The sequence below is a fragment of the Leifsonia williamsii genome (assembly GCF_030433685.1).
In the GTDB taxonomy this organism is placed as follows: domain Bacteria; phylum Actinomycetota; class Actinomycetes; order Actinomycetales; family Microbacteriaceae; genus Leifsonia; species Leifsonia williamsii.
Genome location: NZ_JAROCF010000001.1, coordinates 1,392,799 through 1,407,443, shown reverse-complemented (window position 1 = coordinate 1,407,443; position 14,645 = coordinate 1,392,799). Strand labels below are relative to the sequence as shown.

At 72.1% G+C, this 14,645-nt stretch carries 14 protein-coding genes; 9 read left to right on the top strand and 5 right to left on the bottom strand.

Annotation, left to right across the window (positions count from 1 at the left end):
• Window positions 1–13 precede the first annotated feature (13 nt).
• Window positions 14–1,033 (top strand): LacI family DNA-binding transcriptional regulator, encoded by a 1,020-nt coding sequence (locus P5G50_RS06655; RefSeq protein WP_301210584.1) that lies wholly within the window; start codon window positions 14–16, stop codon window positions 1,031–1,033.
• Here the strand turns inward: P5G50_RS06655 and P5G50_RS06650 are convergent.
• Window positions 966–1,949 (bottom strand): DMT family transporter, encoded by a 984-nt coding sequence (locus P5G50_RS06650; protein WP_301210583.1) that lies wholly within the window; start codon window positions 1,947–1,949, stop codon window positions 966–968. The two genes, P5G50_RS06655 and P5G50_RS06650, sit on opposite strands and share 68 nt — an antisense overlap.
• Window positions 1,950–2,020: 71 nt before the next feature.
• Here P5G50_RS06650 and P5G50_RS06645 point away from each other — a divergent pair, with 71 nt between their 5' ends.
• The 3 genes from P5G50_RS06645 to P5G50_RS06635 are packed head-to-tail and all read left to right on the top strand — an operon-like array spanning window position 2,021 to window position 3,932.
• Window positions 2,021–2,938, top strand: coding sequence for a LysR family transcriptional regulator (locus tag P5G50_RS06645; RefSeq protein ID WP_301210582.1), 918 nt, complete (start codon window positions 2,021–2,023; stop codon window positions 2,936–2,938).
• A 7-nt stretch (window positions 2,939–2,945) separates the two neighbouring features.
• Window positions 2,946–3,527, top strand: coding sequence for a TetR/AcrR family transcriptional regulator (locus P5G50_RS06640; RefSeq protein ID WP_301210581.1), 582 nt, complete (start codon window positions 2,946–2,948; stop codon window positions 3,525–3,527).
• Between the two features lie 51 nt (window positions 3,528–3,578).
• Window positions 3,579–3,932 carry a hypothetical protein gene (locus P5G50_RS06635; protein WP_301210580.1) on the top strand — a complete coding sequence of 118 codons (354 nt, stop codon included), beginning with the start codon at window positions 3,579–3,581 and terminating at the stop codon, window positions 3,930–3,932.
• On the opposite strand, the gene P5G50_RS06630 is transcribed toward P5G50_RS06635, so the two are convergent.
• The gene (locus tag P5G50_RS06630; RefSeq protein WP_301210579.1) at window positions 3,929–4,810 is read right to left on the bottom strand and encodes a helix-turn-helix transcriptional regulator; all 882 of its coding nucleotides are present in this window, start codon (window positions 4,808–4,810) and stop codon (window positions 3,929–3,931) included. The genes P5G50_RS06635 and P5G50_RS06630 overlap by 4 nt on opposite strands.
• Before the next feature lie 101 nt (window positions 4,811–4,911).
• Here P5G50_RS06630 and P5G50_RS06625 point away from each other — a divergent pair, with 101 nt between their 5' ends.
• From P5G50_RS06625 to P5G50_RS06610, 4 genes are all read left to right on the top strand, one after another.
• Complete coding sequence (locus tag P5G50_RS06625; RefSeq protein WP_301210578.1) at window positions 4,912–5,316, top strand: (R)-mandelonitrile lyase; 405 nt, start codon at window positions 4,912–4,914, stop codon at window positions 5,314–5,316.
• Window positions 5,313–5,648 (top strand): carboxymuconolactone decarboxylase family protein, encoded by a 336-nt coding sequence (locus tag P5G50_RS06620; protein WP_301210577.1) that lies wholly within the window; start codon window positions 5,313–5,315, stop codon window positions 5,646–5,648. Before P5G50_RS06625 ends, P5G50_RS06620 begins: the two co-directional genes overlap by 4 nt.
• Window positions 5,648–6,361, top strand: a complete 714-nt coding sequence (locus P5G50_RS06615) for an SDR family NAD(P)-dependent oxidoreductase (RefSeq protein ID WP_301210650.1) — start codon at window positions 5,648–5,650, stop codon at window positions 6,359–6,361. The genes P5G50_RS06620 and P5G50_RS06615 overlap by 1 nt, the downstream gene beginning before the upstream one ends.
• A 115-nt stretch (window positions 6,362–6,476) precedes the next feature.
• The gene (locus P5G50_RS06610) at window positions 6,477–7,526 is read left to right on the top strand and encodes an NAD(P)-dependent alcohol dehydrogenase (protein ID WP_301210576.1); all 1,050 of its coding nucleotides are present in this window, start codon (window positions 6,477–6,479) and stop codon (window positions 7,524–7,526) included.
• Window positions 7,527–7,620: 94 nt separating this feature from the next.
• Here P5G50_RS06610 and P5G50_RS06605 read toward each other — a convergent pair whose 3' ends face one another.
• Both P5G50_RS06605 and P5G50_RS06600 read right to left on the bottom strand, forming a co-directional pair.
• Entirely contained in the window at window positions 7,621–8,631 is a 1,011-nt protein-coding gene (locus tag P5G50_RS06605; protein ID WP_301210574.1) for an aldo/keto reductase family protein, read from the bottom strand.
• A 43-nt stretch (window positions 8,632–8,674) separates the two neighbouring features.
• Window positions 8,675–8,971, bottom strand: coding sequence for a DUF2277 domain-containing protein (locus P5G50_RS06600; protein ID WP_301210573.1), 297 nt, complete (start codon window positions 8,969–8,971; stop codon window positions 8,675–8,677).
• Window positions 8,972–9,064: 93 nt separating this feature from the next.
• Here P5G50_RS06600 and P5G50_RS06595 point away from each other — a divergent pair, with 93 nt between their 5' ends.
• The gene (locus P5G50_RS06595) at window positions 9,065–10,168 is read left to right on the top strand and encodes an epoxide hydrolase family protein (RefSeq protein ID WP_301210572.1); all 1,104 of its coding nucleotides are present in this window, start codon (window positions 9,065–9,067) and stop codon (window positions 10,166–10,168) included.
• Window positions 10,169–10,256: 88 nt separating this feature from the next.
• On the opposite strand, the gene P5G50_RS06590 is transcribed toward P5G50_RS06595, so the two are convergent.
• Complete coding sequence (locus P5G50_RS06590; RefSeq protein WP_301210571.1) at window positions 10,257–14,624, bottom strand: beta strand repeat-containing protein; 4,368 nt, start codon at window positions 14,622–14,624, stop codon at window positions 10,257–10,259.
• Window positions 14,625–14,645: the final 21 nt, after the last annotated feature.

Genomic DNA, 14,645 nt, shown 5'->3' with positions numbered 1-14,645 from the left:
CGACGAGGGAGCGATGATGCAACCCACGAGCATCAGGGACGTGGCTCAGCACGCCGGCGTCTCCGTCGGCACCGTCTCCAACGTCCTCAACCGCCCCGACGAGGTGTCGGCCGAGCTGCTCGTGCGGGTGACCCGCGCCATCGACGAGCTCGGCTACGTGCCCAACGATGCGGCCAGGAGGCTGCGCAAGGGCGTGAGCTCGGCCGTCGGCTTCGTGGTGCTCAACGGGCAGAACCCGTTCTTCAACGACGTCGTCCGCGGCGCGGAGGACGAGGCGTCGCGCCACGGCATCGCGATCCTCTACGGCAACACCGACGAGGACGCCGACCGCGAGCGCCTCTACCTCGACCTGTTCGAGGAGCAGCAGGTGCGTGGCGTGCTGATAGCCCCCTTCGGCGACATCCAGCCGCGGCTGGAACGACTGCGCCGCCGCGGCATCCGCGCGGTGCTGGTCGACCGGTTCGGCGGCAGCAGCCGGTACAGCTCGGTCTCCGTCGACAGCGTCGCGGGCGGCCGGATGGCGGTCGAGCACCTCATCGAGACCGGCCGCCGCCGCATCGCCTTCGTCGGCGGCCCGTTCGAGATCCGCCAGGTGCAGGACCGCCTGGCCGGGGCGCGCGTCGCCGCCGAGAACGCCGAGGGGCAGGTCGAGCTGGAGGTGGTGGCCACCACGGCGATGACCGTCGAGCAGGGCGTCGCCGCCGGCACGCGGATCATGGCGCGCCCGCCGGGCCAGCGGCCGGACGCGCTGTTCGCCGCGAACGACCTCCTCGCCCTCGGGCTGCTCCAGTCGCTGGTCTCGGACGGCCGGGCGCAGGTGCCGGAGCACATCGCGATCATCGGCTTCGACGACATCTCGTTCGCCGGCGCCGCCGCCGTGCCACTGTCGTCGATGCGTCAGCCGAGCACGATGATCGGCCGCACCGCCCTGCGCATCCTGCTGGAGGAGAACGGCGACCCCGAGCTCATCCCCCGTCAGACGGTGTTCCAGCCGGAGCTGGTGGTGCGGAGGTCGACCGACCCGGCGCGCTGAGACGCGCACTGAGCCGTGCCGCCGCCCCCTCCCGGTGCCGCCGCTCGATCGCCTGCCCCGCGTACCCGGCCGCGACGATCACCGCCGCCCCGACGAGCCCGAGCGGGCCGATCGGCTCGCCGCCCAGCAGCACGCCGACGAGCAGCGCCCAGACCGGCTCCGTGCCCATGAGGATGCTGGCGCGGGCGGCGGAGGTGCGGCGCACGGCCCAGAGCTGCACCGCGAAGGCGAACACCGAGCAGAGCAGGCCGAGGAAGAGCGCGCTCGCCCAGCCTCCCGCGTCCAACCGGGTGACCGCAGGCAGCAGGTCGCCGCCCGCCAGAAGCGAGAACCCGAGAGCGCAGACCAGCAGTTGCACGAGCACGACCCCGAAGGTGCCGTCGCTGCGCCCGCGGGTCAGCCGTGCGCTCGCGGTCACGTGCAGCGCGCGCACGACCGCCGCGACGATCACCAGCGCGTCGCCCGCGGTCGGCGGACGGAAGCCTCCCCCGCCAACGAGGAGCGCCACCCCGACCACGGCCGCCACCGCGGCGACGAAGTACGAGCGCGGCAGCCAGTCGCGCGACGCGAGCCCCTCCAGCGCGGGGGTCATCACCAGGGACAGGCTGATCAGGAGGCCGGCGTTCGTCGCCGAGGTGAGGTGGACGCCCCACGTCTCCAGGCCGATGATCGCCGCCTGCGAGCAGCCGAGCAGCGCGGCGACGGCCAGGCCCCGACCGCGGGGCAGCCGCTCGCGGCGCACGAGGCAGATCATGCCCATCGCCACGGCGGCGGCCAGGAACCGCAGCGCGACGGCGGACGGCACCCCGACCTCCGCCGCCAGTCCCTTCGCCGGGAGGAAGCTGGAGCCCCACACCGCGGCAACGGCGACGAGCAGCAGATCGATAGCGGAGGGGCGGTGCAGACGGACGGCCATGCCACTAGTGTTCGACGTGACGACCGTGAAGAACAACGGGCACTGTCTTCAATGACGATCAAGGAACGCTTATGGATCCGATGCGCCTCCGTCTGCTCCGCGAGCTCGGCGACCGCGGCAGCGTGACCGCCGTCGCGGCGGCGGTCGGCATCAGCGCCTCCGCCGTCTCGCAGCAGCTCGCGGCCCTCCAGGCCGGCGTGCCCGTCGCGCTGACCGTCAAGCAGGGGCGGCGGCTCGTGCTCACCGAGGCCGGCGAGGCGCTCGCGGTGGCGGGCGCACGGGTGGAGGAGGCGCTCGCCGGCGCGCGCGACGCGGTCGACGCGTTCCTGGGCGAGCGGAGCCGCACGGTGAGCGTCTCCGCGTTCCACAGTGCGGGGCTCGCGCTGTTCCGCCCGCTGCTCGCCGAGCTGAGCGGGCCGGACGGCTCCCAGCCCCCTGTCGTCTCGCTCCGCGACGCGGATGTCGCCCGCTCCGAGTTCCCCGGTCTTACCGCCGACCATGATCTGGTGATCGCGCACCGGCTCGCGCACGAGCCCGCGTGGCCGGCCGGCCGCCTCCACGTCACCCCCCTGTTCGTGGAACCGCTCGACCTCGCGCTGCATCGCGCGCACCCGCTCGCCGGCCGCCCGCGCATCACCCCGGCCGACCTCAGCGACGAGCGCTGGATCTCGGTGCACGACGGATTCCCGCTCGCCAACGCGCTCGACCACCTCGCCGCCCTCGCCGGCCGGCCGCTGCGCATCGAGCACCGCATCAACGAGTTCTTCGTCGCCGCGCAGGTCGTGCGCAGCGGCGCCGCCGTGGCCCTGGTTCCGCGGATCACCGCTGGAGCGCTCGCCGACGACGAGCTCGTGCTGCGGCCCATCAGCGGGGTGACGCTCGCCCGCCATGTGGATGTGCTGGCCCGGCCGGACGCGGTCGCCTCGGCGCCGGTGCGCCGGGTGCTCCGGGCGCTGCGGAAGGTGGCGGCCGAAGCGGCCGGAGCATAATGAGCGGATGCCCAAGATCTCCGCACCGACCGTGGCCGAGCACCGCGCCGCGCAGCGGGCCGCCCTGCTGAGAGCGGCCGAGGCGCTGGTGCACGAGACGGGCGTGGCGGGCGTGACCCCGCGCGCCGTCGCCGAGCGGGCGGGGCTCGCCCGGTCGAGCTTCTACGAGTACTTCGGCTCGCGCGACGATGTGCTGGCCGCTGTCGCGATCGATGCCTTCCAGCGCTGGGAGGCGGAGGTCGAGGCGGCCCTCGAGGGTGTGCCCGCCGCCGGCCGGCTGCGCGCCTACGTCGAGGCGACGCTGCGGATGACGGCGGACGGGCGGCACGACATCGCGGCGACGCTGCAGCAGGCCGAGCTCTCCCCCAGCAGCTACGACGACATCATGGCGCTGCACGACACGCTGTTGCGGCCGCTCACCGCGGTGCTGGAGGAGGCTGGCGTGCCGGATTTCGACCTCCACGTCGCCCTCGCCCAAGGCCTCCTGAACACGGGTGTCCGGCTGGTGACCCACGGCGCCGATGCCGATGCGGTCGCCGAGCGGATCGTCGGGCTGCTGGAGACGGGACTCCCCTCCTCCAGGCGCTGACCGCCGGGGCCGTTTCGAGGTTGTCGACACCTTGTCGGTAAGGTGGAGGCCATGGAGATCCTCAAGAACGTCATCCTGGCCCTGCACATCGTCGGCGTCGCCGCGCTGCTCGGCGGCGTGCTCTACCAGGTGCGGGCGATGCGCGCGGGCACGGCGCGCGTCCTCCCTGCGATGATGCACGGCGCCTGGACCATGCTGGTCACCGGCATCCTGCTCGTCGGGCTGCAGTACCCGCTCGGGCACGACGTGAACAACGCGAAGATCGCCGTGAAGCTGGCGGTGCTGATCGCGATCATCGTGATCGCGCTCGTGAACCGCAAGCGCGAGGCCGTCGCCGGATGGGTGCTGCCGACCATCGGCGCGCTCACCGTGGCGAACGTCGTGATCGCCACCGTCTGGCGCTAGGGCGTCACGACCTCTCGTCCGGCCCCGCTCTCCGCGCCCCATGAGGCGAGCAGCTGGAGGCGCTCCGCCGACGGCGAGCCGGGCTCTGCGGTGTAGACGAGCAGCACGTGACCCGGCTCTGCCGTGATCGCGAACTCCTCGTAGGCGAGCGTCAGGTCGCCGACCAGCGGATGCCGGAAGCGTTTCGTGCCGGCGCCGTGCGTGCGCACGTTGTGCGCCGCCCACAGCGTCCGGAACGTCTCGCTCTGGGTCGACAGCTCGCCGACGAGGTCCTGCAGCGCGCGGTTGTGCGGATCGCGCCCGGCCTCGGCGCGCATGACGGCGACGCACATGTCGGCGAACAGGTCCCAGTCGGGGTAGAAGTCGCGGGAGGCCGGGTCGAGGAACTGGAACCGGGCGAAGTTGGGCGTCCTCCCGCCGTCGCCGATGAGCGGTGAGTAGAAGGCGCGGCCCAGGGCGTTGAAGGCGATCACGTCCGACTGCGCGTTGCGCACCACGGCGACGCCGCCGCTGAACGCCTCCAGCGCCCAGTGCAGGCTCGGCCGTGCGGCCGGGCTCTTGACCGACCGCCGCCGCGGCCGTCCGGAGACGGGGATGCCGTCGGCCGCCCGCGCCAGATCGAACAGGTGCGCGCGCTCGGTGTCGTCGAGCTGCAGCGCCCGCGCCACCGCCTCCAGGACCGCGGCGGAGACGCCCGCGATCGCCCCGCGCTCCAGCTTGGAGTAGTACTCGACGCTCACGTCGGCGAGCATCGCCACCTCCGAGCGGCGCAGCCCGGCGACCCGGCGGCCGGCGCCCGCGGGCAGCCCGGCCTGCTCGGGCGTCAGCCGCGCCCGCCGCGACATGAGGAACTCGCGCACGTCCGCTCGGTTGTCCATGCATCGAGGCTAGGCCGGGACGGCCCGTCGAGGGATGCCCTGGCAGTACACGTCTCGGCAGGGACTCCCTGCGCGCGAGGATCGGGCGTTTGCTGGAACTCGTGAACATCGAACCCACCACCCCGACCGCGAAGAACCCGCCGGAGCAGTTCGCCGGCGACGTCTGGGTCGACCCGATCGCCGCTCCGCACGAGGGCGACCAGCGGATGACCGTGGCCCTGGTGCGCTTCGCGCCCGGTGCGCGCACGGCCTGGCACTCCCACGCGCGCGGCCAGTACCTCCGCGTCACCGCCGGTGTCGCCCGCTTCGGCGACCGCGACGGCACCATAATCGAAGTCCACCCCGGGCAGACGCTGTACACGCCGCCCGGCCAGGACCACTGGCATGCCGCGGCGCCCGGCTGCTTCATGGAGCACATCGCCATGCTGGAGTCCGCCGACGACCCGGCCGGCACCACCACCTGGAAAGAGCACATCACCGACGACGAGTACGAGGGGCGGGCATGAGCGACGAGAAGACCGGCTGGACCGGCGGCGAGAAGGCCTTCGGCGACTTCGCCCCGGGGCTCGTGCGCTACACCGACCGCGTGCTGTTCGACGAGGTGTGGGAGCGGCCGGAGCTGTCCAAGCGCGACCGCAGCCTCATCACCGTGGCCGCGCTGCTCGTCGGCGGCAACGTCGACCAGCTGCGCTTCCACCTCCCCTTCGCCGTGCAGAACGGTGTGACGCAGGAGGAGCTGGTCGAGGCGATCACCCACCTCGCGTTCTACGCGGGCTGGCCCACGGCGATGTCGGCCATGGCGATCGCGAAGGAGCTGTTCGGGGGCGATCCCGCGTGATGATCCTCGTGACCGGAGCCTCCACCGGCCTCGGCCTCGCCACCGCGGAGGCGCTCGCCGCCGCCGGTCACCGCGTCGTGCTGCACGCGCGCCGGGCCGACCGCCTCACCACCCCGGCCGTCGCGGAGCGTATGCACGCCGTGGTCCTCGGCGACCTCTCCGACGCCGACGCGACCGTCGACGTGGCCCGGCAGGCGAACGCGCTGGGCCGCTTCGACGCCGTGATCCACAACGCGGGCGTGATCGACGGGCCGGTGACGGCCGTGAACGTGATCGCGCCGTACCTCCTCATGGCCTCGCTCACCCCGCCGGACCGCTCGATCGTGCTGAGCAGCGGGATGCACCGCTCCGGGTCGCCCGACCTCGACCGGGCGTTCCGCGGCCGGGGCGACTACTCGACCAGCAAGCTGCTGGTGACGACGCTCGCCTTCGCGCTGGCCCGGCGCTCCCGCATCCTCTCGCACGCCGTCGATCCCGGCTGGGTGCCCACCCGCATGGGCGGCCGCGGGGCGCCGGACAGTCTGGAGGAGGGCCACCGCACCCAGGAGTGGCTCGCCACCGCCGACCCCGCCGGGATCGAGCCCAGGACGGGCGGATACTGGTACCACCGGCAGCCGCGGGCGCCGCATCCCGCGACCGTCGACCCGGCGTTCCAGGACGCCCTGGTCGAGCGGCTCTCGCGGGTCACCGGGCTGGAGCTGCCGAGCGGTTGAGCCCGGCCACGCCCGGCTGTCCCTGATCCCCCCATCCCCGTTCCACCGATCCCCGTTCCACCCATCCCCGTTCCACCCATCCCCGATCCACCCATCCCCGATCCACAGGAGATCCATGCCCACCGTCCCCGCCTACGGCGCCCCGTCCGCGACCGAGCCGCTCGTCCCCCTCACCATCGAGCGCCGCGAGACCGGACCCGACGACGTCCTCATCGCCATCCGCTACGCCGGCATCTGCCACTCCGACATCCACCTCGTCCGCGGCGACTGGGGCCCGGTGACCTACCCGCAGGTCGTCGGCCACGAGATCGCCGGAGAGGTCGTGGAGGTCGGTTCCAGCGTCACGAAGTTCGCCGTCGGCGACCGCGTCGGCGTCGGCTGCATGGTCAACTCGTGCCGCGAGTGCGAGAACTGCCTCGCCGGCATGGAGAACTACTGCCTGAAGGGCAACACGCAGACCTACGGCTCCGTCGACCGCGACGGCACCATCACGCAGGGCGGCTACTCCAGCCACGTCGTGGTGGACCAGGACTTCGTGCTGCGGCTGCCGGAGGAGATCCCGTACGAGGCGGCAGCGCCCCTCCTCTGCGCCGGCATCACCACGTACTCGCCGCTCGCGCATTGGAAGACCGGCCCCGGCAAGAAGGTCGCGGTCGTCGGCATGGGCGGCCTCGGCCATCTCGCCGTCAAGATCGCCGCCGCGATGGGCGCCGAGGTCACGGTGCTCTCGCAGACGCTGTCGAAGAAGGAGGACGGCCTGCGCTTCGGGGCGGCCGACTACTACGCGACGAGCGACCCGGCGACGTTCGAGACGCTGGCGAACCGGTTCGACCTCATCCTCAACACGGTCAGCGCCCCGCTCGACCTCAACGCCTACCTCCGCCTGCTGCGCCTGGACGGCACGATGGTCAACGTCGGCGCCCCGCCGCAGCCGCTGCCGATCACCGTGTTCACGCTGTTCGGCAACCGCCGCTCCTTCGCCGGATCGAGCATCGGCTCGATCGCCGAGACGCAGGAGATGCTCGACTTCTGCGCCCAGAAGGGCATCGCGCCCGAGACGGAGCTGATCGCGGCCGACGGCATCAACGACGCCTACGAGCGGGTGCTGAGCTCGGACGTGCGGTACCGGTTCGTGATCGACGCGTCGACGTTCACCGCGGCCTGAGCAGCGCGGCCTGAGGAGGCGGAAGGGCCGCCGCGCCGGGTGATCCCGGTGCGGCGGCCCTTCGTCGTGCGTGGCGCGTTGCGCCTCCCGCCCCCTACGCCTCCCGGGTCTTCGGCGAGCGCTCGTGGGTGCGCGACGGGTCGCGCTCGACGGCGCCACCGAGCACCTCGTCGATGCGGCCGAGCAGCTCGTCCGGGATGGTCACTCCCGACGCCTTCACGTTCTCCTGCACCTGCTCGGGCCGGGAGGCGCCGATGATCGCCGCCGCGACGTTGTCGTTCTGCAGCACCCACGCCACGGCGAGCTGCGCCGAGGTGAGCGAGAGCTCCTGCGCGATCGGGGTCAGCTCCTGCACGCGGGTGAGCACGTCGTCGGTGAGCCAGCGCTTCACCGCGCCCGCGCCTCCCTTCTCATCCGTCGCCCTGCTGCCCTCGGGGAGCGGCGCGCCCGGCTTGTACTTGCCGCTGAGCACGCCCTGCGCCACGGGCGACCAGACGATCTGCGAGATGCCCAGCTCCTTCGAGGCCGGCACGACCTCCTCCTCGATGACGCGCCACAGCGCCGAGTACTCGGGCTGGTTCGAGATGAGCTGGAAGCCGAGCTCCTTCGCGAGCGCATGCCCGGCGCGCAGCTGGTCGGCGGTCCACTCGCTGACGCCGATGTAGAGGGCCTTGCCCTGCCGGACGACGTCGGCGAACGCCTGCATCGTCTCCTCCAGCGGCGTCTCGAAATCGAACCGGTGCGCCTGGTACAGGTCGACGTAGTCGGTCTGGAGGCGCTGCAGCGACCCGTCGATCGACTCCATGATGTGCTTGCGCGACAACCCGACGTCGTTGTGCCCCTTGGGCCCCGTCGGCCCGAACACCTTGGTGAAGATCTCGAGCGACGGCCGCCGCTCCCCCTTCAGCGCCTCGCCGAGCACGGACTCGGCGACGGTGTTGGCGTACACGTCTGCGGTGTCGAAGGTGGTGATGCCGGCGTCGAGCGCGGCCCGCACGCACGCCGTCGCAGTGTCGTTCTCGACCTGCGAGCCGTGCGTCAACCAGTTGCCGTACGTGATCTCGGAGATCTTGAAGCCGGAGTTGCCGAGGTACCTGAACTGCACTGTCGTTCCCTTCTGAGGCTGAGGTGTTCAGCCCGGAGAGACGCTACGCCGACGCCGTGCGGATCCGAACCTCCCGCTCCATCCGCTTCTCGTGCCGCTCGCGGCCCTTCAGCGCCTCGGCCTCGCGGGTCTTCGGCGGGGCGTTGGTCACCAGCTGGTCGAGCATGCGGCGGGTCGCGGCGGCGATCTCGTCGATGGCCTGCTCGAAAGCCGGCGTGTTGGCGCGCGACGGATGCGTGGAGCCGCTGACCTTGCGGACGAACTGGAGGGCGGCCTCCCGCACCTCGTCGTCGGTCGTCGGCGGCGCGAAGTTGTGGAGGCAGCGGATGTTGCGGCACATGCCGCGAGGGTAACGCCGATGGCGGCGCGGGAGAAGAGCGGGTCGGGTGCAGGCCGCGAACGGCATGTCGGCGCTCGGTCGTATCGTGTCGGCATGGTTGCGGTGATGGAGGGGCCGGCTGCGGCCCCGGAGGCGGTTTCTGCGGCCGCACGGGACGACCTGCGCGAGCGCTCGCGGCGCTTCCGCGCGGTCGCGACGGTCGACGCGGCCCCGTGGAGTCTCGGCGCCGACCCCGCATGGCTCGCAGAGCTGACGCGGTACTGGGCCGAGGAGTACGACGGGAGCCGGCACGAGCAGGAGCTCCGCAGCCGCCCGTGGGCGTTGGTCGACGGCGACGTGCCGGTGCGTCTGATCCACCACCGGGTCGGGGCCGACGCTCCGACCGCGCTGCTGCTCCACGGCTGGCCCGACTCCGTGCTCCGCTTCGACCGGGTCGTGCCGCTGCTCGCGGACTGCAACCTGATCATCCCGGCGCTCCCCGGCTTCCCGTTCGCTGCGCCGGTCCGTGGCGGCGGGATGCCCGCCCGCGAGATCGGCGCGGCCGTGGGCAGCGCGGTCGCCGCTCTGGGGTATCGCGACTACGCGGTGTCGGCGGGCGACGTGGGGACCGACGTGGCAGAGGGACTGCTGGAGGCGCATCCGGGCACGGTCTCGGCCCTCCACTTCACCGACATCTCGCAGTACCACTTCCTCCACGGCCTCCCCACGGATCTCACCGAGGAGGAGCAGCGCTACGTCGAGCACGGCCGCGCCTGGCAGGCCGCCGAGGGCGGCTACATGCACGAGCAGGGCACGAAGCCGGCCACGATCGCCACCGCCCTGGGCGACTCGCCGGCCGGCCTCGCGGCGTGGATCGGCGAGAAGCTGCGCTCGTGGACCGACTGCGACGGGGACCTGGGCACGGTGTTCAGCCGGGACGAAGCCGTGCGCTGGATCGAGGCGTACTGGCATACCGGCAGCATCGGCACGTCGTTCACCCCGTACGCCGTCGCGAGCCCCAAGCCGGAGGGCCGGGTGGAGGTGCCGACGGTGTTCACCGTCTTCCCGCGCGACCTGGTGAACGCCCCGCGCTCCTTCGCGGAACGGATCTTCGACGTGCGGGAGTTCCGCACGCTCGACCGCGGCGGCCATTTCGCCGCGTGGGAGCAGCCGCACGACTACGCGGAGGGTGTGCGGGCGGCGCTCGCACTGCGTTAGCCGGCACGACGAGGACCCTGGCACGACGAAAGGGTGGGCCGGCAGCGAACTGCCGACCCACCCCTCATGCCCTCCGGGCTGCTGCGCCCTAGGCGGCGCGGCGGCGGCGGATCACCAGGAAGGCGGCTCCTGCGCCGAGCAGGCCGACGGCGATCAGGCCGGGTGCGACCAGGTCGCTACCGGTGAACGCCAGGCCGGTCCCGGGCGCCGGCGGGTCGATCGGCGTGCTGGTGTCGCAGCTGCCGGCCGGGTCGCACGTTCCGCCGTCCACGGCCGGGTCGACCGTGTTGATCAGGCGTCCGTTGCCGGAGCCCGCGGCCTTCACCGTGACGGAGTAGGTGACCTTGACGGTCTCCCCGACGCCGAGTGCGCCGGACCACGAGAGCACGGTCCCGTTCAGCTCCGCGCCGTGGGTGGCGTCGTCGTTGTAGGTCGCGTCATCGAGCACGTCCTTCATCTCGTCGGTGAAGGAGGCCGGGTCGGCGGCCGTGTAGGCCAGCGCTCCGGTGTTCATGACCGTGATGGTGTAGCCCACCTTCGTGCCCGGCTTGACGGCCTTCGTCGTCGAGGCGGTCTTGGTCACCGTGTAGGAGCCGACCGTCGTGTCGGTGAGGCAGCTGCCCGCCGTGTCGCACGAGCCACCGGGCCCGTTCGGCACGACCGCGTTGACGACGTGGAGGTTGCCCGTGTCCGGAGTGCGGACGGTCACCGAGTACGTCACCTTCACGGTCTCCCCGACCGCGAGCGGGCCCGACCACGACAGCGTGCTGCCGGTGACCGTGGCGCCGCCGGTCGCGTCGCCGTTGTACTCGGCGTCGTCGAGCACGTTGGTCAGGTCGTCACGGAACGAGGCCGGCGCGGCCGCGGTGTACGCGACCTTCCCGGTGTTCTTCACCGTCACCGTGTAGGTGATGGTGCCGCCGGGGACGACGGTCGACGTCGACGCGATCTTCGCGACCGTGTACGAGCCGGACGGGACGATCGCCGTGCACGCCGCGTTGTCCGTGCCGGCGGGGCAGTCGCCGCCGGGCGGGGTGACCACGGTGTTGCGGAGCGTCCGGTCACCGGTGTCGGGGTTGTTCACCGTCACCGAGTACGTGACGATGGCGGTGTCTCCGACCGCCAGCGGTCCCGACCACGACAGCGTCGGGGCGGCGTAGGTCGCTCCGCCGCTGGCGTCGCCGTTGTAGACCGCGTCATCCAGCACCGCCGAGAGGTCGTCGGTGAAGGAGGCCGGGGCCGCCGCGGTGTAGTCCACCGCTCCCGAGTTCTTCACGGTGACGGTGAAGGTGACGGTGTCGCCAGGGACGACGTCCGTCCGGTCAGCCGTCTTGGTCACGGTCATCGCCTGCAGCGGATTCGTGGTGACGCAGCTGCCCGCGGGGTCGCAGTCGCCGCCGGTGACCCGGTTGGTCAGCGTCCCGTCGCCGGTGCCCGCGGGCCCGACCAGCACCTGATATGTGATCGGCAGCGTCGCGCCCACCGCGAGCGGCCCCGACCAGGTCAGGGTGTTCCCGCTCACCACGGCGCCGTTCGTGGCCGAGCCGGCCACGTAGGTGGCGTCGTCGAGCACATCGGACAGGTCGTCCGCGATCGTCGCCGGCACGGCGGAGGTGTAGTCCGCCTGGCCGGTGTTGGTCACGGTCACGGTGTAGGTGACGGTGTCGCCCGCGTGCACGGGGCCGGCGGCCGACGACGTCTTGGTGACGCTGTACGAGCGGACGGGGTTCGTGGTGGTGCAGGTGCCCGGGTCGCAGCTGCCGCCCGTTCCGGGGACGACCGCGTTGGTGAGGACGTGGTCGCCGGTGTCCGGCGTGTTGACGGTCGCGACGTACGTGATCGTCACCGTCGCACCCGCCGCGACCGCGCCCGACCACGACAGCGTGCTGCCGGTGATCGTGGCGCCGCCGGTCGGGCCGGAGGTGATGGTCGCGTCATCGAGCACGGCCGAGAGGTCGTCGGTGAACGACGCCGGGTCGGCGGCGGTGAAGTCCGCGGTGCCCCGGTTGGTGACCGTCACGGTGTAGGTCACCTCGTCGCCCTGGGCGACGGCGCCGCCCGGCGAAGACGTCTTCGACACGATGAAGGAACGCACGTTCGTGGTGGTGTCGCACTCGCCCGCCGGGTCGCACGAGCCGCCCGGCGAGTTCGGCCGCACCGTGTTGGCGAGGACGCGGTCACCGGTGTCGGGGGCGTCGACCGTCACCGTGTAGGTGACGGTGACCGTCGCTCCCACGGCGAGCGGACCCGACCAGCGAAGCGTGTTCCCGGTCACGGTGGCGCCGTTGTCCGGGCCGGCCGTGACCGTCGCGTCGTCGAGGACGCGCGTCAGGTCGTCGGTGAAGGTCGCAGGAGCGACGGCCGTGTAGTCGCGCGCGCCGGTGTTGGTGACGACCACCGTGTAGGTGACGGTGCTGCCCTCGGTCACCTCGGTCGTGGACGCCGTCTTGGCGACGGTGTACGAGCCGGAGGGGATGAGGACGGTGCAGTCGGGGTTGCCTGCGTTCGTCGCGCAGTCTCCACCGCTGTCCGGCGGGGTCACGACCGTGTTGTCCAGGTGGGAGTCACCGGTGATCGGATCGTTGACGGTGACGGAGTAGGTGATCGTGGTGGAGGCTCCCGCCGCCAGTGCGCCGGACCACGAGAGCGTCGGAGCCGCGTAGGTGGCGCCGTTCGTGGCGTCGTTGTTGTACGTGGCGTCGTCGAGCACCGCGGAGAGGTCGTCCGAGAACGACGCCGGGTCGCCGGCGGTGTAGTCCACGACGCCGGTGTTCTCGACAGTCACGGTGTACGTCACGGTGTCGCCCGGCACCACGTCGGTGCTGTCCGCCGTCTTGGTCACCGAGAAGGCCTGGACTTCCGTGGTGGTGGTGCAGGAGCCGGCCGGGTCGCAGCTGCCGCCGTCGGATCCCGGGACCACGGCGTTGGTGAGCGCGCCGTCGCCGGTGCCGGCCGCGCCGACGGTGACCGAGTACGTGATGGTCTGCGTGGCGCCGGCCGCGAGCGGTCCGGACCAGGTCAAGGTCGTGCCGTTGACGACCGCTCCACCGGTGGCGTCGCCGTTATAGGTGGCGTCGTCGAGCACGGCGGACAGGTCGTCGGAGAACGAGGCCGGACGCGCGGCGGTGTACGCCCAGGCGCCGGTGTTGGTGACCGTGACCGTGTAGGTGACGGTGTCGCCCGGGTGCGCGGTGGTGGACGAGACCGCCTTGGAGACGGTGAAGGTCGGGTCGCTGAAGGTGACCGTGCTGGTGCCCGGCTCGTTCAAGCCGACCGTGGTGACGTTGTCGGGGCCGTTCGTGTAGCTGCCGGCCGCGGTGGCGGTGACCTGCACGGTGATGGTGCACGACGCCTGACCCGCGGCGAGGGTGCCGTTCGCGACCGTCACCGACGCGGCACCCGCGACCGCGGTCGTGGTCGCGTTGCAGGTGCCGCCGACGGTTCCGTTCGCCAGCGTGAGGCCGGCGGGGAGGGCGTCGGTGAAGCCCCAGCCCGCCTTCGAGGCGAGCTCGCTGGTGTTCGTGACGGTGAAGGTGAGCGTGGAGGTGCCGCCGGTGACCGCAGTGGCGGGGCTGAAGGCCTTGTCGAGCTGCGGGGTGACGTCGAGGATGCGGATGTTGTCGAACGCGGCGTCGTTGCCCGTGCCGGATCCGTTCGCGTTCTGCATCCGGATGCCCAGCGAGGAGCCGCTGAAGAGCAGCGAGCCGTTGGAGGTGTACGTGCCGACGTTGACCGCCCGCGCCGGCAGTGTGCCGTTGGCGGGGACGTTGGCGGTGGTGGTCGAGGTGCAGGCGTTGAGGACGCCGCCGACGTTCGTCGCCGTCCCTGCCTGGTTGAGGAACGCGAACTGGTACAGCGGCGCGGACACCTGGCAGTTCACCGCCGCGGTGTCGACACTGAAGGTGAGGAACCGGCCCGATGAGGACGCGAGCGCGATGTTGCTCGCCGTCTGGAACTGCGTGGCGTTGGCACCGGGGTTGCCCTCTGTGTATGCCGTGACCGCGTGGTTCGCGGCCGGAGTGGCGGAGCCCGAGTGCGCACCGAGCGCGTAGGCGAGCTGGTTGAGGTTCGACGTCTCGTTGTCGTTGGCACAGTTGCCGAGCGTGGTCGACGGGGTGTTGAAGTTGCGGATCTGCCCGTTGCAGCCGGTCAGCCAGGCCGGGTCGGCGGTGTACTTCTGGCCACTCGCACCCGTATACGCGGTCAGCCCGACGGGGGTGTTCCCGACGCCGTTCTCGAAGTTCTCCTGGAACGCCACGGTCGGCGCCTGCGGAGTGCCAGGGGTCCCTGGCGCGGCGTGCGCGACCGATGCTCCGCCGATGACGACCGCTCCCGCGCTCACCGTCGACACGACGAGCGCAAGCGCTCCCAGCGCCGCCGCCAGCCTCAGCCGTCGTGACCGCAGGCGCGGCAGCAGTCCTGCCCTGTGCCTGGCTCCTTCTGCGTGCGTCCCCACACGAACCTCCCCGAATCTCCG